Here is a 19,608-nt window from a genome sequence, read left to right as displayed (position 1 = left end):
GTTTGCCTAGAATGACCCGGGGTTGACCCGGTCTCGGGGTCGGCGACGCGTGTTGGCGCGTCGGCCGGGCACGTCCAGACTGTAGGATACTCGTCGAAAAATGTTGAGGCCATCGAATGAATTACCAAGGTGAACCGGACTACAAGCACGGCAGTGCGGAACGACTGGGGGTGCTGCTGCTGAACCTGGGTACGCCGGACGCGCCGGAGGCGCCGGCACTACGCCGCTACCTGGCGCAGTTCCTCTCCGATCCGCGCGTGATCGAGATCCCGAAGTGGAAGTGGTGGCCGATCCTGCACGGTATCGTGCTGCGCACCCGCCCGGCCAAATCGGCCGAGGCCTATCGCTCGGTCTGGGATCACCACGGCGAGGGCTCGCCGCTGCTGACCATCGCGCGCCAGCAGCAGAAGGGCCTGCAGACTCGACTGTCCGAGCAGATGGCAGGCCCGGTCACCGTGGCGCTCGGGATGCGTTACGGCAACCCGTCGGTGCCCTCGGCCCTGCACGAGCTGCGCGAGGCCGGTGCCCGCCGCGTGGTCGTGCTACCGCTCTATCCGCAGTATGCCGGGGCGACCACCGCCTCGACGCTGGATGCCGTCTTCGACGAATTCATGCAGTGGCGCTGGGTGCCGGAGTTGCGCACCATCAACCAGTACCACCGGGACCCCGGTTATCTCGATGCCCTGGCGGCGAGCATCCAGGAGCACATCGACGAGCACGGCAAGCCCGACAAGCTGATCATGAGCTATCACGGCGAGCCCAAGCGCTACCTGCTCAATGGCGACCCGTACCACTGCCACTGCTACGTCACCTCGCGGCTGGTCGCCGAGCGCCTCGGCCTGTCCGAGGACGACTACATGGTCACCTTCCAGTCGCGCTTCGGGCCCGAGGAATGGCTCAAGCCCTACACCGACGAGACCTTGAAGGCCCTGCCCGGCCAGGGCGTCAAGCACATCGCCGTGATCTGCCCGGGCTTTTCGGCCGACTGCCTGGAGACCATCGAGGAGATCGGCGACGAGAACCGCGAGTACTTCGAGGAGGCCGGTGGCGAGACCTACCACTACATCCCGGCGCTCAACGACCGGGGCGACCACCTCGACGCCCTGGCGCGCCTGGTCCGTCAGCACACCCAGGGCTGGGTCGAACACAGCGAGTTCGACTCGGTCGAGGACCAGCGCGAGCGCGAGCGGGTGCGCCAAAACGCCGTCAAGATCGGCGCCAAGCAGTGACATGACCATGGTAGAAGCGGGCGGCCCGCTCGCCGGTATCGGCGTGCTGGTGATCGGCGACGAGATCCTCTCCGGTCGTCGGCAAGATCGTCACCTCGCGGCGGTCACCGAGCGCCTGGCGGCGCGTGGGCTGGTGGTCGACTGGGCGCAGTTTCTGCCCGACCGCGAGGTCACTATCGTCGACCTGCTGCGCCGCAGCCGCGCGGACGGCGCGACCGTGTTCTGCTTTGGTGGCATCGGCGCGACGCCCGACGATCTGACCCGGGTCTGTGCGGCAAGTGCCTTCGGGCGGCCGTTGGTGCGCCACCCGGAGGCGGCCGCGCTGATCGAGGCGCAGTTCGGCGAAAGCGCCTATCCCAAGCGCATCCTGATGGCCGATCTGCCGGAGGGTGCGGAGCTGGTGCCCAACCCGGTCAACCGGGTGCCGGGCTTTGCCCTCGATCGGCATTTTTTCCTGCCCGGTTTTCCCGAGATGGCGCACGCGATGCTCGATCACATCCTCGCCGGCCCGCTGGCCGGTCTGGGGGATGCGAGCTACGTGGAGCAATCCCTGTGGCTGGTGGACACCCCGGAGAGTGAACTGATCGATCTGATGGAGGCCTTCTGCGCGGCCCACCCGACCTTGCGGCTGTTCAGCCTGCCGGTGCTGTCGACCGAACGGCGGCTGCTGGAGCTGGGCTTCAAGGGTGAGCGTTCGGAGGTCGGTCGGGCGATGATCGCGTTGGTCGCCGCCCTGAATGCCCGCGAGATCACGGTGCATTCGCAGCGCCCTGCATGAGGGCCGTGCTCTCCGCCAAGGGGATTGAACTTCATGTGGCCAGCCCCATCTCATCCGTCTGGCCCCTTCTCGTTTGGTCCCTTTGATTTGGGCGGGGGCTCACCTGTTACCTTCCGCATGATTCCAAACCGGAATAGGAGTTGGTCGATGATGGCATTCGTGACAACCCGTCGAGCCGCGGTGTTTCTCGCGGTCGCATTCGCCGCGGCGATGTGGCTGCTGGGGTCGCCGGCCCAAGCGCAGTACCCGGATTTCGCCAAGCTGGCGAAGGACAACGCGCCCGCGGTGGTCAATATCAATACCGTCACCAAGGGGCAGCAGTCGGGCCGTTCGGGGCAGCCGCCGCAGATGCCGAATCTGCCGCCGGGCCCGATGGGCGACATGCTCCGCGATTTCTTCGAGCAGATGCCGCAGGGACCGATGCCGCGCGCACGGCCGGCGCAGTCGCTGGGGTCGGGCTTCATCATCAGCGAGGACGGTTACGTCATCACCAACGCCCACGTGGTCGGTGGCGCGGACGAGATCAGCGTTCGTCTGAGCAACCAAAAGGAGTATCGCGCCGAATTGATCGGCGAGGATCGGCGTACCGACGTCGCGTTGCTGAAGATCGACGCCGAGGACCTGCCCACGGTCACCATCGGCGATTCCGACGAGGTCGCCGTAGGCGAATGGGTGCTGGCCATCGGCGCGCCGTTCGGGCTGGATCACTCCGCCACGCACGGCATTGTCTCGGCCATCGGTCGTGACCTGCCCAACGAGACCTACGTGCCCTTCATTCAGACGGACGCGCCGGTGAATCCGGGCAATTCCGGCGGGCCGCTGATCAACGCCGCCGGCGAGGTGATCGGCGTGAACTCGCAGATCTACACCAGCTCGGGCGGCTACATGGGCATCTCGTTCGCGATCCCCGTGAACGTGGCGATGAACGTCGCCGATCAACTCAAGGACACCGGCGAGGTGAGCCGCGGTTATCTCGGCGTGCTCATCCAGCCGGTCACCGACGAGCTGGCCCGCTCGTTTGGTCTGGACGACACCCAGGGGGCCTTGGTCGCGCAGGTCCAGCCGGATACCCCGGCCGCCGAGGCGGGGCTCGAGTCCGGCGACATCATCACCGAGTTCAATGGCAAACCGGTCAAGCGTTCCGGCCAGCTGCCGCGCCTGGTGGGCGCCGCGCCGGTGGGAGAGCCGGCCGAGGTGACGGTGATCCGCAATGGTGAGGAAATGCAGTTCGAGGTGGTGCTTTCCGAGCTGGATGACGCGGCGGTCGCCGGGGGCAGTGCCCTGTCATCGTACGGTTTGTCCGTCGCGCCATTGGAAAAGGCCGATCGTGGCAGCCTCGGGGTGCGTTACGGCATCGAGGTCCAATCGGTTGATCGTGACTCGCCGTTCGCCGGGTCGCTCGAGCCGGGCGACGTGTTGCTGGAGGTCAATCGGGCCCCGATGCGCAGCGAGTCGGATCTCATCGAGGCGCTGTCCGCGGCACCGGAAAAGCGCCCGGTAGCCATTCGCTTGCTGCGCCGTGGTCAGCCGTTGTTCCTGGCGGTCGATCTGGACTGAAAAACGACTGCCGCCGGAGGAACTTCCAACCGGCCCATCCATCCCACTCCGTGGCTCCTCATGGATGAACCACTCCCCCGACCCGATGGTCGGGGTTTTTTTTGTGTGGCCTCCCGGAAAGAACAGCTACCCGATGCGCTCAGCGTGCCGGGGCAGGTTGTCGTCGAGGCCGTTCTGGCGCGGCGTCCTGCGCGCCCGGTTCAACCTGCTGCGGCCTTGGGAGGGCCCTTGTTAGACTCCACCCATTTGGACGAACAGATGCGGGTAATCAGTTTCAACGCCAACGGCATTCGTGCCGCGGCGCGCAAGGGGTTTTTCGACTGGCTGGCGACCACGGGCGCCGATCTCGTCTGCATCCAGGAGACCAAGGCCCAAGCCTGGCAGCTGGAAAAGGACCCGACCTTCTGGCCCGAGGGCTATCACTGCCGTTACGTCGATGCCGAGCGCAAGGGCTACAGCGGCGTGGCCATCTACAGCCGCATCCAGCCGGAGACCGAGACCGCCGAGATGGGGCTGGCGGAGTTCGATGCCGAGGGCCGCTACTGCGCCTTCGATCTGGGCGATCTCACCGTCGCCTCGCTGTACCTGCCGTCGGGGTCGGCTGGCGACCACCGGCAGGCCTCCAAGGACCGCTTCCTCGAGGCGTTCCTGCCCATGCTGAAACAGTACCGAGAGCAGGGGCGTTCGCTGATCCTCTGCGGCGACTGGAATATCGCCCACCGCGAGATCGACCTGAAGAACTGGCGCGCCAATCGCAACAAGTCGGGGTTCCTGCCCTATGAGCGGGCCTGGCTCGACCGGGTGTTCGACGATCTGGGGTTCGTCGACGCCCACCGGACCCTCAAGCCCGACGTGGCGGAATACACCTGGTGGTCGAACCGGGCGAATGCCTGGAACAACAACGTCGGCTGGCGGATCGACTACCAGATCGTCACGCCGGATCTGCGCGATCAGCTGGTCGAGGTGCAGGTCTATCGCGACGAGAAGTTCTCCGACCACGCGCCCCTGATCATCGACTATCGCTGACCGCGCCGAGGTGGTTGGTACATCGCGCCGATTGTCCCGTGGGAACCCTGCGGCATTGCGGGCATCTGACTTATACTTTTCAAAGACTCGTTAGCTCGTGCGGAGGTTCCACATGAAACACTGGATCACCATGGTGCTGGCCCTTGCCGGCCTGGCTTTTCTTTCCGGCTGTGCCAGCAGCCTCTCGAGTGATGCCTATTCGCGCGATTCGGCCCGCCAGATGCAGACCGTCTACTACGGCACGGTCGAGAGCATCCGCACGGTGCGGATCGAGGGCACCAAGACCCCCATCGGCACCGGCGCGGGCGCGATTGGCGGCGGCATCCTGGGCAACCAGGTCGGTGGTGGCTCCGGTCGCGCGCTGGCCACGGTCGGCGGTGTGCTGCTGGGCGGAATGGCCGGCTCGGCTGCCGAGGAAGGCATCACTCGGCAGACGGGTTACGAGATCAGCGTCCGACTCGACAATGGTCGGAGCGTCAGCATCGTGCAGGCCGCCGATGTATCCTTCCAGCCCGGCGAGCGTGTGCGGGTAATCGAGGCGCGTGACGGCACCACCCGCGTGACTCGCTGAGCCAGGGAGCCTCTGCACGAATGCCATACCGCTCTGCGCGTCTTGAGCCGGGTAGATGCAAGGCGTTCGTCCGCTGCGGAAGGGTTCGTTCCCTTTCCAAGGACGACAACACAGCAGATGCCCGGCTCAAGATGCGCCCTGCGGGGCCTGTCGAGCCGCCCGTGCTCGGTGTTGCGTCGTCTTGACGTGACCGCCGGCACGCCGGCGACGACGCGCCTTGATCACGAACGGCTCGACAGGCCAGAGTGGCATGGCATTCGTGCAGAGGTTCCCCAGAGGAACGGATAACCAGACGGAGAGATGATGACGGCAATGCCGCGAGGACAATTATTCGTGATTTCGGCGCCCTCCGGCGCGGGCAAGACCAGTCTGATCAAGGCCCTGCGTGAGCGCCGGCCGGAGCTGGCGCTGTCGGTATCGCATACCACCCGCCCGCGGCGGGACGGCGAGATCAACGGCGAGCACTACCACTTCGTCGACATCTCGCAGTTCGAGGTGATGCTGGCGCAGGAGGCGTTCGTCGAGCACGCCCAAGTCTTCGAGAACTACTACGGCACCAGCAAGGCGGCGATCAGCGAGGAGCTCGAGCGTGGCCGCGACCTGATCCTCGAGATCGACTGGCAGGGCGCGGCGCAGGTCAAGAAGTTGTTCCCCGAGGCGATCTTCATCTTCATCCTGCCGCCGAGCAGCGCGGAGCTGGAAAAGCGCCTGCGCAATCGCGCCTCGGACGACGACGAGGTGATCGCGCGGCGGCTGGCGGAGGCCCGTCGCGAGATGCGCGAGTGCCATTGGTACGACTATCTCGTGATCAATGATGTCTTCGAGCAGGCGCTCGATCAGCTGGACGCGCTGTTCATCGCCGCCACCCTGGAGACCGACCGACAGTACGAACGGAACCCCGAACTGATTGCCGATTTGCTGGGCGAGGCCGACTGACCGTAAACTAGTGCCCCAAAACGTCTTTTCTCCCGATCCGTTCTCGTGAAAAGACACCGAATCGAGACGCGGCCCGGTCGTCCCCAGGACGGCCGGGCCGTCCAACCTGTATACCGAGGCTAAGACACCAAATGGCACGCGTAACCGTAGAAGACTGCCTGGAAAGAATTCCCAACCGTTTCGAGCTGGTGCTGACCGCCGCTAAGCGCGCCCGCCAGATCGAGCACGGCGCCGAGCCGCTGGTGCCCATGGGCAAGGAAAAGCCGGTGGTGATTGCCCTGCGTGAGTTGGGCGAGGGCAAGATCGATCGCGCGCGGATCGACGAGATCGAGAAGCAGGTCACCCTGTCTCGCTCCGAGATCACCGAGCAGGAGATCCGCGCCGAGTTGGCTCAGTTTGCCGACGAAAGCGCCGAACCGGCCCGCCCGGCCACGCCGGCGACCAGCGACGAGGCCTGACCCGCGGGTCGGGTTGAGGCAGCGATGCAGAGCGGACAGACAGGGACGGCGGTCGTTGCCGGGACGGCCGAGTCGCATCTGACCGACGTCTTTTTCGCCCCGCTGGCCCAGCATCTAGCCGAGTATCTCGACCAGGCGAACATCGCGCGCATCCGCACCGCGTTCGAGTTCGGTGCCCAGGCGCATGCCGGCCAGACCCGCAAAAGCGGCGAACCCTACATCAGCCACCCGATCGCGGTGGCGCACATCCTCGCGGACCTGCGCATGGACGAGGCCACCGTGGTCGCGGCCATCCTGCATGACGTCATCGAGGACACCGACATCGTCCACGACGAAATCGTCGCCCAGTTCGGCGAGGAAGTCGCCCACCTGGTCGATGGCGTTTCCAAGCTCGCCCAGATCCGCTTCAAGTCGAGGGCCGAGGCGCAGGCGGCGAACTTTCGCAAGATGATGATGGCGATGGTCGAGGATGTGCGCGTCATCCTGATCAAGCTCGCCGACCGGTTGCACAACATGCGCACGCTCGGCGTGATGCGTCCGGACAAGCGCCGGCGCATCGCCCGCGAGACGCTCGACATCTACACCCCGATCGCCAACCGGCTGGGCCTCAACGCGATTCGGCACGAACTCGAGGACCTCGGCTTTGCCTCGCTCTATCCGGCGCGCCACCGCGTTTTGAGCGAGGCGGTGCGCCGCGCGCGCGGCAACCGCAAGGAGATCGTCGCCGGCATCCAGGAGCGTTTCGAGCAGCGCTTCTCCCACGAGGGCTTGACCGCCGACAGTCTGGCGCGCGAGAAGCGTCCCTATTCCATCTACCGCAAGATGCAATCCAAGCACCTGTCCTTCAAGGAGGTGTTCGACGTCTTCGCGGTGCGCGTGCTGGTGGACACGGTCGACGACTCCTACCGGGCGCTCGGCATCGTGCACAACCTCTACAAGCCGCTGCCGGGCCGCTTCAAGGACTACATCGCCATCCCCAAGGCCAACGGCTACCAGTCGCTGCACACCATCCTGTTCGGCCCGCACGGCATCCCGCTGGAGGTGCAGATCCGCACCCACGAGATGCACCAGTTCGCCGAGTCCGGCATCGCCGCCCACTGGCTCTACAAGACCCAGGGTGATCGCGGCTCGGTCACCCAGACCCGGGCACGCGAATGGCTGCGCGATCTGATGGAGATCCAGCAGAAGGCCGGCAACCCGCAGGAATTCCTCGAATCGGTCAAGGTCGACCTGTTCCCCGACGAGGTCTACGTCTTCACGCCCATGGGCGAGATCATCGAACTGCCGCGGCGCGCCACCGCGGTGGATTTCGCCTACGCGATCCACACCGACGTGGGCAACACCTGCGTGGCCTGCAAGATCGATCGGCGCTTCGCCCCGCTGTCGACGCCGCTCGAGTCCGGTCAGACCGTCGAGGTGATCACCGCGCCGGGGGCGGTGCCCAACCCCAGCTGGCTGTCGTTCGTGGTCACGGCGCGGGCGCGGGCCAACATCCGCGCCTACCTCAAGCACCTGCAAGATTCCGAGGCCATTCGCCTGGGCCACCGCTTGCTCTCCAAGGCCATGACGGCCGAGGATTGCGACATCGAGGAGCTCGATGAGGCGCGCATCGACAAGATCCTGCGTGAGTACCACCAGGAGAGCTTCAACGACCTGTTGCGGGAGATCGGGCTGGGCAATCGGATGGCACCGCTGGTGGTGCGGCTGCTCAAGGCGGAGGCCGGCAAGCTCGGTCCCGACGACAGCCCGCGCGAGGGCGGCAGCAGGCAGGCGCCGGTGATCATCAGTGGCACCGAGGGGCTGGTGGTCAGCTTCGCCGGTTGTTGTCACCCGGTGCCCGGCGATGCGGTGGTCGGTTTCCTGTCGACCGGGCGGGGGATCGTCGTCCATCGTCAGGGCTGCCCCAATGCCAGCGATGCCGGCGAACACCCCGAGCGCTGGCTGGCCGTGGACTGGGAAACGGAGCCCAGCGGGGAGTACCAGTCGCAGATCAGTATCCAGGCGAACAACGTGCGTGGCGGGCTGGCGCGGATTGCGGCCGCGGTGTCGGATGCCGGCTCCGACATCGACGACGTGCGCTTCGATGATCGCGACGTGAACCTCACCATCATCGACATCACCGTGCGCGTCACCAACCGGACCCACCTGGCCCGCGTGATGCGCTCGATCAAGCAATTGCGTGACGTGGTGCGCGTCTCGCGCCACTGACCTTTCTCGGAGAGACCCCATGAGCCGACGCGAAATCATCCATACCGACGACGCGCCGGCCGCCATCGGCCCCTATTCCCAGGCCGTGCGCGCCGGCGATACCGTTTACCTGTCGGGACAAATCGCGCTCGACCCGGCGACCATGACGCTGGTCGCGGGTGGTGTCGAGGCGCAGACCCGGCGCGTATTCGACAACCTGACTGCCGTCTGTCGCGCCGCCGGTGGTGAGCTCGCCGATGTCGTCAAGCTGCAGATCTACCTGCCGGACTTGTCGCACTTCGAGACCGTCAACGCGATCATGAAGGAATACCTCAGTGAACCGTTCCCGGCGCGGGCCGCGCTGGGTGTACGCGCCCTGCCCAAGGGCGCCGAGGTGGAAATCGACGGGGTGATGGTCCTGCCCGACTGATCGGCCCGTTTCCGGCCCCCGGACGAGCACTCCGGATGAGAAAAGGCCCGGTTGGCGTGTGATGCGCCACCGGGCCTTTTGCTTGTCGTCAGCGCTGATCGGGCTCGCCGAGCGGCGAGGGCCTTGCTCAGTCGAAGTTGTAGACCAGGTTGACCGAGGTGTAGGTATCGGTCTTTTCCGTCCCGGCCGGCACGTCGGTGTTGTGCGCCACGGTGTAGGAAAGCTTCATCGCCAGGGTCTCGGTCAGCGAGGTCGACAGGCCGGTGACCGACTCGATCTCGGTGTTGTCCTGGCCGGCGAGCACGGTCACGTCCTGGTTGAACTTGGCGTAATCGGAAAGGCGGTATTCGAAACCGCTGGACAGACGAACGATGGCGTTGGTGCCGCGCTCGCCGTCCTCGGTTTCGGCGATGCGGACACCCGGGCCGATCTCGGCATCCCAGTAGCCACGTTCGGACAGCCAGATCTTGCGCCCGTAACCGGCGGCGAGGCTGGACTGGTACTTGTAGCCGGAAAACTCGTCGTGGGTGGCACGCAGCACACCGAACAGGTAGTCGCGCTCGGTCAGGGCGTAGTTGCTTTCGAATTCGCCCAGCGCCCGGTTGGCCGTGTCGTCGCCATCCTCGCTTGCCTGCATGGCCTCGAGGCGGAACCGGTGGGTCCAGGGGCCGGTCACGTAGCCCACGGCGAACTTGCCGTTGACCGTCGAGGATTCGGTGTTGCCGGTGGTGATGGAGGCGCCGAGCTCGGCCGAGCCGCTCCATGTGTCATCGGTCGGGGCGTCTTGCTCGATTTGTTGGGCGAGCGCCGGGCTGATTGCCAGTGGTGGGGTCAGAGCAAGGGCCAGGGGGGTGGCCAGCAGCAGGTGACGGGGCTTCATGAGGAACTCCTAACGGATGGGAACGGATGCAATCAGGTCGTCAATTTGGTTCACCAGACACGAAAATGCCCCAACAGGGGCAATTCGAAAGCGAGCGATCGGCGCGGAGCCTAGTCGGTCGATTCGGCGTTGTAAACAAAGCCGACGATTTTCATCGGGATATGACCGCGACGTCTTCGGGCATCCATTCCTGCAGGAAGACTCCTTTGGTTTAGTGCCCCCCACCTTGGCAGGGCGGCGAGGCCGGCGCGTCCTGACGCTCTTTCCACTCGGCGGGGCTGTAGGTGTGTAGGGCCAGCGCGTGGAGACCCTGTTCGAAGGCGGGTTTGAGCGGGTCCTGCGTCAGTCGATGGCGGCGGATCAGGGGCAGGCCGTCGAACCGCTCGCTTACCACCACCACCCGGAAATGGCTCTCGACGCGGTCGCCGGCATGCTGCGTCGACTCGTCGGTGATTTCGAGATAACTCGGTTCGAGCGCGTCCCGCAGGGTCTGCTCGATCCATTGTGCGCGTGTGGTCATGGGTTCTGGTCTCCTGGCGGATGGGGGGCGTGCCGCCGTTGTCAGAGCAGTCGTACGCCCAGCAACGGGCGGATGGCCTCGGCCTGTGTCGGACGACCGATCAGGTAGCCCTGGAAAGAGTGGCAGCCGAGCGCGTCCAGCAGGTCACGCTGTTCGGTGGTCTCCACCCCTTCGGCGATGATCTCCAGCGACAGGGCGTTGCCCATGGCGATGATCGCCCGGACGATCTCGAGGTCGTTGCGGTCGCCGAGGATATCGCGCACGAAGCCCTGATCGATCTTCAGCCGATCGAACGAGAATCGCTTGAGGTAGCTCAGCGAGGAATAGCCGGTGCCGAAGTCGTCCAGCGCCAGCCGCACCCCCAGTTCGCGCACGGCATCCAGCATGGTTGCCGCCTGCTCCGGGTCATGGACCAGCGCGGTCTCGGTGAGTTCCAGTTCGAGGCGCTCGGGGGGCAGCCCCGAGATTTCCAGGGCGCGGGCGACACGCTCGGCGAAGCAGGGGGCGTGCAGCTGCACGCTGGAGACATTCACCGAGACAGTGATCGGCTCGCCCGTCTCTCGACCCCACTCGATGGCCTGGCAGGCCGCCTCGATCATCACCCAGGCACCGACCTCGACAATCAGCCCCGATTGCTCGAGGAAGGGAATGAAATCCTGTGGGCCGCACTGCAATTGCGGGTCGGGGGCCTCCCAGCGCAGCAGGGCCTCCACTCCCGTGACGGCCAGGCCGAGGGCGTCCTGCTGGATCTGGTAGACGAGATGGAAGCGGTCGTTTTCCAGGCTGTCGCGCAGGGCGCCCAGCATTTCGGAACGCCAGATCTGTCGCGCCGAGAGCTGCGGGCTGAAGACCGCCACCGGCTCGCGCTCGTTCTTCTTTGCCTCGAACATGGCCGCGTCCGCCTGGGTAAGCAGTTGGGCGATGTGGCGACTGTGGGTCGGCCAATAAGCGATGCCGGTACTGGCGGTCAGGGTCAGGTTGGTGGTCTCGAGCTCGAAGGTATGACGCACGAGCTCGCGTAGCGCCGCGCCCAGCACCTCCGGGCCGTCGTTAGGTTCGACATCGGCGGCGAGGATGGCGAACTCGTCAACGGCGAGCCGGGCGACCAGCCAGTCCTGCTTTGCGCCCAGGTCGCGCAGCCGGTCGGCCATCTGGCAAATCACGCGATCGCCTTCTTCATGCCCGTGGCAGTCGTTGATGCTGCGAAAGCGGTCGAGGTCCAGCACGGCCACGGCCGCGTGCCGGTTCTCGCGGCCCAGTTCGTCGAGGCGACGTTGGGCCTCGATCTGGAAGAAGCGACGGTTGTAGAGAAGGGTCAGTTCGTCGTGGATGGCTAGGTCTTCGTATTCGGCCTGGGCGCGCAGCTGGGCGGTGATGTTGCGCGCAATCACGATCATGGCGTGACGCCGGCCATCGGCGTCGAAGACCGGCTGCTTGATCGTCTCGAAGACCAGTTCCTCGCCTTCCGGTGACTTGATCACCTCACTCTCGCGATGAAGTTCCTCGGCCTTCCAGGCGCGCTCGTCGGACTGTCGACAGAAGTAGAAGGCATCTCGAAAGGCCGGCTCGGTCAATTCGGCCATTGCATCGTCGTCCCGGCCCCACCAGGGCAGGCCCTCGAGGCGGAACAGGTCGAGCGCCGCCTGGTTGGCCAGCAGCCAGTGGCCCTGCCCGTCTTTGACCTGGATCACGTCCGGACTGGAATCGATCAGCAGGCGCACCAGGCGTTCGGTTTCGGCCAGCGCCGTTTCCGCGCGCTTTTCGCCGGTGACGTCCTGCAACAGGTGCAACTCGCGGGGAGTGGCATCCGGGTCGGGATGCGAGCCGAGATGAAGGTGGCGGTAGACCCGACGTTCCGTGGTGTCATTGGGCAATTGGTTGACCAGTCGTGGGGACGTGCTCCCATCACGGTCGTTCAGCATGCCCTCGAGTCTGCTGCTCGCCGGCATGGAGCGCGCCGCCCGGTTGATCGGGTGCAGTCGGCCTTCGGCGTCCCGTCCGACCAGCGGGTCGGGCAGGGCCTCGAGCCAATGCGAGATGTCATGTTGGCGATCCATCATCCCTGTTCCTTCATCCCCGCGGGCTTCCCGGCGAGTGTGCCTGGGGGCTGTTCGGTTCATCTCGCCGGCTTGCTCGATCGGCCAGGTAGACGCGATTGCCGACCCGTTCGAGGTCGACGGCTTCGAGTCGCTGGCCTTCACAAGGGCCGGCGGTACACAGGCCATCGTCCAAGCGGAAGTAGGCCTGGTGCACGTTGCAGCGTAGCTGGCGCTCGCCGTCGCGGGCCTCGAGAAAATCGTGGTGGTCACGCGACAACGGCGAGCCGTTGTGCGGACAGACATTGCGCCAGGCACAGACCCGCTCGCCATCACGGACCACGATCAGCGGTGCGGGTCCGGGTCCGGATTGCTCTTGGCCCCGCGGCCAGACGCCCAGGGCGTCCACCGGCTCGAGATCGTCGAGCCGGCAAAGCAGGTCCGGGTCGGCGGCCGGATCGTCCGGTCCCAGCCCGCCCAACCCGGCCTGGCCCAGCTTGCGCTCGGCCAGGCGCACGGCAAATTCCAGCGATTCCAGCGACCCCATTCCTCCTCCACGCGCGTGGATGAATCCGGCGATCAGCGTGTCGCCGGCGGCGATGCTGTCAATGATCGTATCGACCGGTTGCGCCGGAACATGAGCGGGTTCGGCATCGGTGGGCCGGGACAGCCACGCACCGCCACTGCCCCAGCCGAGCACCAGGATGGCCTGCGGCGCCCAGCCACGTGCCTCGCGCAGGAAGGCCGCCGGCTCCTCGAAGCCACGGCCGCGGGCGAAGGCGGCGGAGAAGAAAATGATGTCCGGGAAGGACCAGAGCTGGTCGAGATCGGGGCGATCCTTTTCCACTTCCAGCGAGATGGGCTGGTCGGTGATCCGCGCCCGGACCAGCGCGAGCATGGCGGCGGTCTCGTCACAGGCGCGTGCCTCGAAATGCAGCCAGTCGTAGCGGCATGGGTCGATCGCCATGAACGAACCCAGATCGAATTCCGGCAGGTCGCGGTAGTGCACGATGGTGCGGCTACCGGTGGCGCGATTGAGCGTGATGTAGGACGTGGGCGCGTGCCCCTCGACCCGGCGGGCATGGCGGGTGTCCACGCCGTAGCGATCCATCAGGTCGGCGATGCGCCGGCCGTCGGCATCCTCGGCCAGCACGCCGGCAAACTCGGCGGGATGGCCGAACTGGCGCAGGATGCGCAGGCTGTTGGCGACATTGCCACCCAACTCGACCCGCTGGGCCAGCGCGCGCTGCTCGCTGTCCTCGGTCGGGTAGTGGTCGAGTTCGTTGATGATGTCCAGCGTGGCAATCCCCACGCCCAGCACGTTCGCCATGGATCGAGTCTATCCGTTTGAGTCCTGCGGGAGTCTACTTGTCCCGGCCGCGCTTGGGGAGGGTCACGATGTCGACCTGCCACTCCTCTGCGGTAGCGATCAGGCGCAGAAAGCCGATGCCGCCAAAGGCGCGCTGGCGTCCGGCCGCGCCCGGATTGAGCACCCAGGGAGTGGTTTCGGTGTCGATCACGCGCCGATGCGTGTGACCGTAGACGATCGCGCGCGCCTCGGGATGACGGCGACGCAGGCGCTCGTGGCGGCTGCTGGCCGGGTTGACCTGGTGACCGTGCTCGACGACGAGCAGGCCACCGGGCAGGTTCAGGTACGCCTGTTCGGGCAGGGTCTCGAGTAGTGCCTCGGTATCCTCCGGCCACTGACCGACGGTGTCGTTGTTGCCACGCACCACCACGACATGGCCGCTGGTCGGTGCAAGCTGGCGCAGTTCGCCGGGGTCGAGCAGGTCACCGGCATGGACGATCACGTCCACCTCGGCAAGCAGCGGCAACAGGGCGCGCTCGAGCGTGCCGTGCGTGTCGCTGATCAGGCCGACCACGACCCGCTCGAGGTCACCGAGATCCATCCCGGTCTGGTGAACGGTCACAGGCTCCCTCCCCTGGCACCTGGCGAGCCTGCCGGCGGCGCCAGTAGGCGTGAATGGTGACGGCGGCGAGCACCGCGATCGAGGCGATGCCCAGCCAGTTTGCCCCCATGTCGTGGCCGGCCGCGCTGGTGGGCAGGCTCCAGTCGAATACGCGCCACAACAGATCCAGGCCGATCCCGGCGACCAGCGCGCAGGCAATCACGGCGGCGAGATACACCCCGATCAGTCGGTTGCCGAAATGCTTGCGGAGGATGCCGAGCGTGCCGATGTTGGTCGCCGGGCCGGCGAGCAGGAACACCAGCGCCGCCCCCGGCGACATGCCCGCCACCAGCAGCCCCGCCGCGATCGGGGTCGACGCGGTCGCGCAGACGTACATCGGGATGCCGATCACCGCCATCAGCAGGTAGCTGCCTACCAGCCCCCAGGCGTTGTCGAAAAAGCCCACCGGGATCAGCACCACCGCCGTGGCGGCGATCGCCAGGCCGAAGAGCATCCACGGCATGATGTCGATCAGCACCTGGCCAAAGGCATAGGCAAAGCCGCCGGAGAGGCGCTCCCGGGCAGTCGGGCCCGTCGGCGTGTCGTCCCCGCAGCAGGAGGCGGAGGTGTCGCTTTCCGGGGCGCAGCAGCTCGACGTCGCGGCGGGCGTCGGCGTGCTGTCACAGCAAGCGCTGTCCTTCTCCTCGCCGTAACAACCGTCGGCGGCCGCCGATTCGCATGTCTTGGCCGCGCTGGCCGGGATCGGGCCGGCCAGTCGTCCGCTGATCAGGCCGGTGACGATCGCGCTGATGATCGCCGCCAGCGGGCGGGCGATGGCATAGACCGGCCCCAGCAGGCCGTAGCTGACGCTGATCGAATCCGGCCCGGTCTCGGGCGTGGCGACCAGGAAGGCCATCGACGGCCCGCGCCCGGCGCCGGCATCTTTCAGTCCCAGCACCGCCGGCACCACCCCGCAGGAACAGAGCGGCAGAGGCGCCCCGATGAACGCGGCGCGGACGATTGCGCCGGTCGACTCACCCGAGAGGTACTTGGCGATGGCGAGTCGGTCGGAAAACGCCTTGATCAGGGCGGCGATCACCAGCCCCAGCAGCAGCCAGGGGGCGGCCTCCAGGGTCAGGAACCACAGCTCGTTGAACCATTGCGTCATCGCAGATCTCCTCGTGGGCCTTTCGGGGTTGGCGTGATCTCCCCGGCAAGTGATCCCCAAGTGTCGCACAAACGCGACAGGGTTCAGTCGCTTAGGCCCGGTCGACCAGGTTATTCGCCTGGGCTATTGGCCGAGCGCGTCGCGTACCGAGCGCCAGGCGCGCCGGCTGATGACCAGTGGCTCATCGATGTGATGGACGTGGCAACGGTGTTGGCCGTCGTGATGGCTCACCGAGTGGATCTGCGCGGCATTGACCAGGCTGTTGCGGTGCAGGCGCAGCAACTGGCCGTCGAAGCGCTCCTCGAGCTCGTTGAGACTCGGCTCGATCCACGCCTCACGGCGCCGGCCATCGGCCGGGTCGAGCAGGTAGAGGTGGGTCGCCTTGTCCTCGGCGATCGCCGCGACCAGGTGTTCGGGCCCCAGCCGCAGCTCCTCGCGACCCAGTCGCACGGTCAACGTCGGGCGGTCGGCCTGGTGGCAGCGATTGGGCCGGCCGGCGCGCTCGATCGCCGCACACAGGGCCGCCGGTTCGATCGGCTTGAGCAGGTACCCCGCCGGGGCGGTCTCGCTGGCGGGCAGGGCGTGATCGGCATGGGCCGTGGTGAAGACGATGGCTGGCGGCAGGTCCGCCTTGCGCAGATCGTGGGCGAGCTGGATGCCGTCCTCGCCGGGCATCTCGATATCGAGGAACACCAGGTCCGGCACCTGGCGCATGGCCGCGCGCGCCTCGTCGGCGTTGCCGGCCTCGCCGATCACCTCGATGCCGCCCAACCGGCCGAGCAGGCGGCGCAGGCGGTCGCGGGCGAGCGGTTCGTCGTCGACGATCAGGGCGCGCATCATGCCGTTGTCTCCTCACGTACTCGTGGGATTACCAGCTTGACCCGGAACCGCCCGTCGACCGGCCCGGCGCGCAGCGAGGCCTCCTCGCCGAACATCAGGGCGAGTCGGTCGCGGATATTCGCCAGCGCCATGCCATTGCCCGGATTGCTGTGGCGTTTGTCGGGGCCGATCACCCGATCGTTCTCGATCACCACGCTGATCGACTGGCTTCCTGCCTGGCATTCGACCCGAATCGGGCCGGGCTCGGCCTGGCGCTCGACACTGTGGCGCACGGCGTTCTCCACCAGTGGCTGCAGGGTGAGTACCGGCAGCCGGGCCTCCGGCAGCGGTTCGGGCAGTTGCCAGTCGACCCGCAGGCGCTCGCCCAGCCGCCAGTGCTCTAGCTCGAGATAGCGGCGCGCCAGTTCGATTTCTTCTGCCAGCGTGCGGTTCGAGTCGGTGGCCAGCGCCGCGCGAAAGACATGCGAGAGATCCAGCACCGCCTGCTCGGCCGCCTCGGGCCGGTCGTGGACCAGCTCGGCGACGGTGTTGAGGCTGTTGAACAGGAAGTGCGGCCGGATACGCGCGTGCAGCGCCGACAGCCGCGCCTCGGCGGCGGCATTGATCTGGCGGGCATTTTCCAGGTGCAGCGAGAACATCCAGATGCCGATCAGCCCCACCAGCAGGGCGATGGCGAGGTTGTGCAGCAGGAATTCGCCGGCGCTCTCGTGCGGTCGCCAGCCGATCGAGTGCAGCGCCCCGAAGGCGGCCACGCTGGTCACGGCGGTGACGGTCAGCAACAGCACCACGACGATGCCCAACAGCACCGCCAATGGCGCGCGATCCAGCCAGCGCCTTGTGGCGCAGAGCAGCGCCACGGTCACCAGCGCGATCCAGGTCACCAGCCACAACGTCGTGCCGAAGCGCGTCCAGCGTTCCGGTCCCACTCCCGGCACCAGGGTCAGCAATAGCGAGAGTGCTGCGCCCATCGCCAGCGTGATCAGGATAACCCGCGCGGTGCAGAACGCCGGCAGGGCGGCCGGTAGCAGCGCGCGGTCGTCGGCGCTGTCCCGGCGGGTCGGCCCCTGGTCTGGATTGGACGGTGATGGCTGCAAGCGGCGACTCCTTTCGCGTCGATGCGCGTGTCCTGCTCATCTTGCCTTAACCCGAATCGATCCGGCCAACCTTCCGATGGCAAGCGGTGGCTGCGATATACTCACGCCATTCCGAAACCGGCCCGGTGTGGCCGATTCGACGCGAAACCGCATTCCCCGAGGACAATTATGACCGATCGCGACGACAAGCCAGCCGCCAAGCTCTGGGGCGGCCGTTTCTCCGAGCCCACCGACGCCTTCGTCGAGGCCTTCACCGCCTCGATCGGCTTCGACCAGCGCCTCTATGACGAGGACATCACCGGCTCGATCGCCCATGCCCGCATGCTCGCGCGCGTTGGCGTGATCACCGAGGACGACGCCAAGAAGATCGTCCGGGGGCTCGAGGACATCCGCGGCGAAATTGAGCGCGGCGACTTCGCCTGGTCGGTCGAGCTCGAGGACGTGCACATGAATATCGAGGCGCGCCTGATCGACCGCATTGGCGATGTGGGCAAGAAGCTGCATACCGGCCGCTCGCGCAACGACCAGGTCGCCACCGACATCCGCCTGTTCATGCGCCGCGCCGTTGACGCGATCATCGAGGAGGCCAACCGCCTGCGCCGCGGTCTGACGGACCTGGCCGAGGCCGAGGCCGACACCGTCATGCCCGGCTTCACCCACCTGCAGGTCGCCCAGCCGGTCAGCTTCGGTCATCACATGCTCGCCTGGCACGCCATGCTCGAGCGCGACGTCGAGCGCCTGATCGACACCCGCAAGCGCATCAACATCTTGCCGCTGGGTTCGGCCGCGCTCGCCGGCACCTCCTACCCGCTCGACCGCGACTGGGTGGCCACCCAGCTGGGTTTCGACGGCATCAGCGAGAACTCGCTCGACGCGGTCTCCGATCGCGACTTCCAGATCGAATTCCTCTCCGCGGCCTCCATCCTGATGATGCACCTGTCGCGGATGAGCGAGGAACTGGTGCTGTGGACCTCGGCGCAGTTCAACTTCATCGAGCTGCCCGATCGCTTTTGCACCGGCAGCTCGATCATGCCGCAGAAGAAGAACCCCGACGTGCCCGAGCTGGTGCGCGGCAAGACCGGCCGCGTCTACGGCAGCCTGTTCTCCCTGCTCACCCTGATGAAGAGCCAGCCGCTGGCCTACAACAAGGACAACCAGGAGGACAAGGAGCCGGTCTTCGACGCCGTCGACACCCTAATGGGCTCGCTGCGCGCGTTTGCCGACATGATCCCGGCGATCCAGCCCAACCGCGAGCGCCTGCGCGAGGCCGCCCGCCAGGGCTTCTCCACCGCCACGGATCTGGCTGACTACCTCGTCCGCCAGGGCGTGGCATTCAGGGATGCCCACGAGATCGTCGGCAAGGCCGTGCGCCAGGCCACCGACAAGGGCTGCGATCTCGCCGACCTGTCACTGGTCGAACTGCAGGCGCTCTCCGGTCACATCCAGAAGGACGTCTTCGACGTGCTCACCGTCGACGGCTCCATGGCCGCCCGCGACCTGCCCGGCGGCACCGCGCCGAAACGCGTGCGGGCAAGGGCCATTGCGGCTCGGGCGGCGCTGGATGCGTTCAAGATTGCATAGGAAAAGTGTTTAGAGTGCGGCAATCTTGAGATTTTTTGGGGGGGGTAGCCCCAGAATCCTTGGGTCGCTTAATCGTTTCTCCTTTCGCTGTTGGGTGATCGGCCCGTATGTTCCTCATCGATAAGCCTTTGGCATTCCATGTCGATCACCTCTTCGGTAATTCCGTATCGTGCCCAAAGAGGAGAAAGGGTCTTTTCCAAGAGATTATCAGCCTCTTGGAATATTGCTGTCGCATGCTCTAAATCCTGAATCATCCGGTCACGACCACTTTCCGACATGAAGCTAGTGCTTCGGTCGCGGAAGAAGCCATGAGCGAGCCAGTTCCTTAGACCTAGCGCCTCTCCAAGAGATTGTTCTAACTCGGGCGACACGCTGGTTGTGGATTTCAAGGAATTTATTAGTGGCCC

At 66.2% G+C, this 19,608-nt stretch carries 19 protein-coding genes; 10 read left to right on the top strand and 9 right to left on the bottom strand.

The window, feature by feature from the left end; genetic code table 11:
• Positions 1–116: 116 nt before the first annotated feature.
• The 9 genes from hemH (at position 117) to ABGV18_RS08145 (ending at position 9,172) form a co-directional block, all read left to right on the top strand.
• Entirely contained in the window at positions 117–1,229 is a 1,113-nt protein-coding gene (gene hemH, locus ABGV18_RS08185; protein ID WP_396585600.1) for a ferrochelatase, read from the top strand.
• Position 1,230: 1 nt separating this feature from the next.
• Positions 1,231–2,007: a molybdopterin-binding protein gene (locus ABGV18_RS08180; protein WP_396585599.1), complete on the top strand. Its 777-nt coding sequence runs from the start codon at positions 1,231–1,233 to the stop codon at positions 2,005–2,007.
• Between the two features lie 147 nt (positions 2,008–2,154).
• On the top strand, positions 2,155–3,564 hold the full coding sequence (locus tag ABGV18_RS08175; RefSeq protein WP_396585598.1) for a DegQ family serine endoprotease: 1,410 nt from the start codon (positions 2,155–2,157) through the stop codon (positions 3,562–3,564).
• A 258-nt stretch (positions 3,565–3,822) separates the two neighbouring features.
• Positions 3,823–4,590, top strand: a complete 768-nt coding sequence (locus tag ABGV18_RS08170) for an exodeoxyribonuclease III (protein WP_396585651.1) — start codon at positions 3,823–3,825, stop codon at positions 4,588–4,590.
• A gap of 112 nt (positions 4,591–4,702) precedes the next feature.
• A complete protein-coding gene (locus ABGV18_RS08165; protein ID WP_396585597.1) occupies positions 4,703–5,161 on the top strand; it encodes an outer membrane lipoprotein in 459 nt (152 codons plus the stop codon).
• A 333-nt stretch (positions 5,162–5,494) separates the two neighbouring features.
• The gene (gene gmk / locus ABGV18_RS08160; protein WP_396585596.1) at positions 5,495–6,097 is read left to right on the top strand and encodes a guanylate kinase; all 603 of its coding nucleotides are present in this window, start codon (positions 5,495–5,497) and stop codon (positions 6,095–6,097) included.
• Positions 6,098–6,228: 131 nt separating this feature from the next.
• Positions 6,229–6,555 (top strand): DNA-directed RNA polymerase subunit omega, encoded by a 327-nt coding sequence (gene rpoZ, locus ABGV18_RS08155; RefSeq protein ID WP_396585595.1) that lies wholly within the window; start codon positions 6,229–6,231, stop codon positions 6,553–6,555.
• A gap of 24 nt (positions 6,556–6,579) precedes the next feature.
• On the top strand, positions 6,580–8,763 hold the full coding sequence (locus ABGV18_RS08150) for a RelA/SpoT family protein (RefSeq protein WP_396585594.1): 2,184 nt from the start codon (positions 6,580–6,582) through the stop codon (positions 8,761–8,763).
• Between the two features lie 19 nt (positions 8,764–8,782).
• Entirely contained in the window at positions 8,783–9,172 is a 390-nt protein-coding gene (locus ABGV18_RS08145; RefSeq protein WP_396585593.1) for a RidA family protein, read from the top strand.
• Between the two features lie 127 nt (positions 9,173–9,299).
• On the opposite strand, the gene ABGV18_RS08140 is transcribed toward ABGV18_RS08145, so the two are convergent.
• From ABGV18_RS08140 to ABGV18_RS08105, 8 genes are all read right to left on the bottom strand, one after another.
• Positions 9,300–10,052, bottom strand: coding sequence for a DUF481 domain-containing protein (locus ABGV18_RS08140; protein ID WP_396585592.1), 753 nt, complete (start codon positions 10,050–10,052; stop codon positions 9,300–9,302).
• A 211-nt stretch (positions 10,053–10,263) separates the two neighbouring features.
• On the bottom strand, positions 10,264–10,572 hold the full coding sequence (locus ABGV18_RS08135; protein ID WP_396585591.1) for a BolA/IbaG family iron-sulfur metabolism protein: 309 nt from the start codon (positions 10,570–10,572) through the stop codon (positions 10,264–10,266).
• A gap of 41 nt (positions 10,573–10,613) precedes the next feature.
• Positions 10,614–12,632 carry an EAL domain-containing protein gene (locus ABGV18_RS08130; RefSeq protein ID WP_396585590.1) on the bottom strand — a complete coding sequence of 673 codons (2,019 nt, stop codon included), beginning with the start codon at positions 12,630–12,632 and terminating at the stop codon, positions 10,614–10,616.
• Positions 12,633–12,642: 10 nt separating this feature from the next.
• Positions 12,643–13,938 (bottom strand): PfkB family carbohydrate kinase, encoded by a 1,296-nt coding sequence (locus ABGV18_RS08125; protein WP_396580658.1) that lies wholly within the window; start codon positions 13,936–13,938, stop codon positions 12,643–12,645.
• 34 nt (positions 13,939–13,972) lie between these two features.
• Positions 13,973–14,539, bottom strand: a complete 567-nt coding sequence (locus ABGV18_RS08120; protein ID WP_396580656.1) for a metallophosphoesterase family protein — start codon at positions 14,537–14,539, stop codon at positions 13,973–13,975.
• Positions 14,505–15,686 carry an SO_0444 family Cu/Zn efflux transporter gene (locus ABGV18_RS08115; RefSeq protein WP_396580654.1) on the bottom strand — a complete coding sequence of 394 codons (1,182 nt, stop codon included), beginning with the start codon at positions 15,684–15,686 and terminating at the stop codon, positions 14,505–14,507. The genes ABGV18_RS08120 and ABGV18_RS08115 overlap by 35 nt, the downstream gene beginning before the upstream one ends.
• 123 nt (positions 15,687–15,809) lie before the next feature.
• Positions 15,810–16,526, bottom strand: coding sequence for a LytR/AlgR family response regulator transcription factor (locus tag ABGV18_RS08110; protein ID WP_396580652.1), 717 nt, complete (start codon positions 16,524–16,526; stop codon positions 15,810–15,812).
• Positions 16,523–17,620 (bottom strand): sensor histidine kinase, encoded by a 1,098-nt coding sequence (locus tag ABGV18_RS08105; protein WP_396580650.1) that lies wholly within the window; start codon positions 17,618–17,620, stop codon positions 16,523–16,525. Before ABGV18_RS08105 ends, ABGV18_RS08110 begins: the two co-directional genes overlap by 4 nt.
• 168 nt (positions 17,621–17,788) lie before the next feature.
• Here ABGV18_RS08105 and argH point away from each other — a divergent pair, with 168 nt between their 5' ends.
• Positions 17,789–19,201: an argininosuccinate lyase gene (argH, locus tag ABGV18_RS08100; RefSeq protein WP_396585589.1), complete on the top strand. Its 1,413-nt coding sequence runs from the start codon at positions 17,789–17,791 to the stop codon at positions 19,199–19,201.
• Between the two features lie 68 nt (positions 19,202–19,269).
• On the opposite strand, the gene ABGV18_RS08095 is transcribed toward argH, so the two are convergent.
• Positions 19,270–19,608, bottom strand: a 339-nt coding sequence (locus ABGV18_RS08095) for a hypothetical protein (RefSeq protein WP_396585588.1), incomplete at its 5' end; no start/stop codon positions are given.

Origin of the sequence: Guyparkeria halopsychrophila (assembly GCF_044582135.1) — a bacterium.
Lineage (GTDB): Bacteria > Pseudomonadota > Gammaproteobacteria > Halothiobacillales > Halothiobacillaceae > Guyparkeria.
Note: the sequence above shows the minus strand (reverse complement) of the source record. Positions and strands in the feature narration are given on the sequence as shown.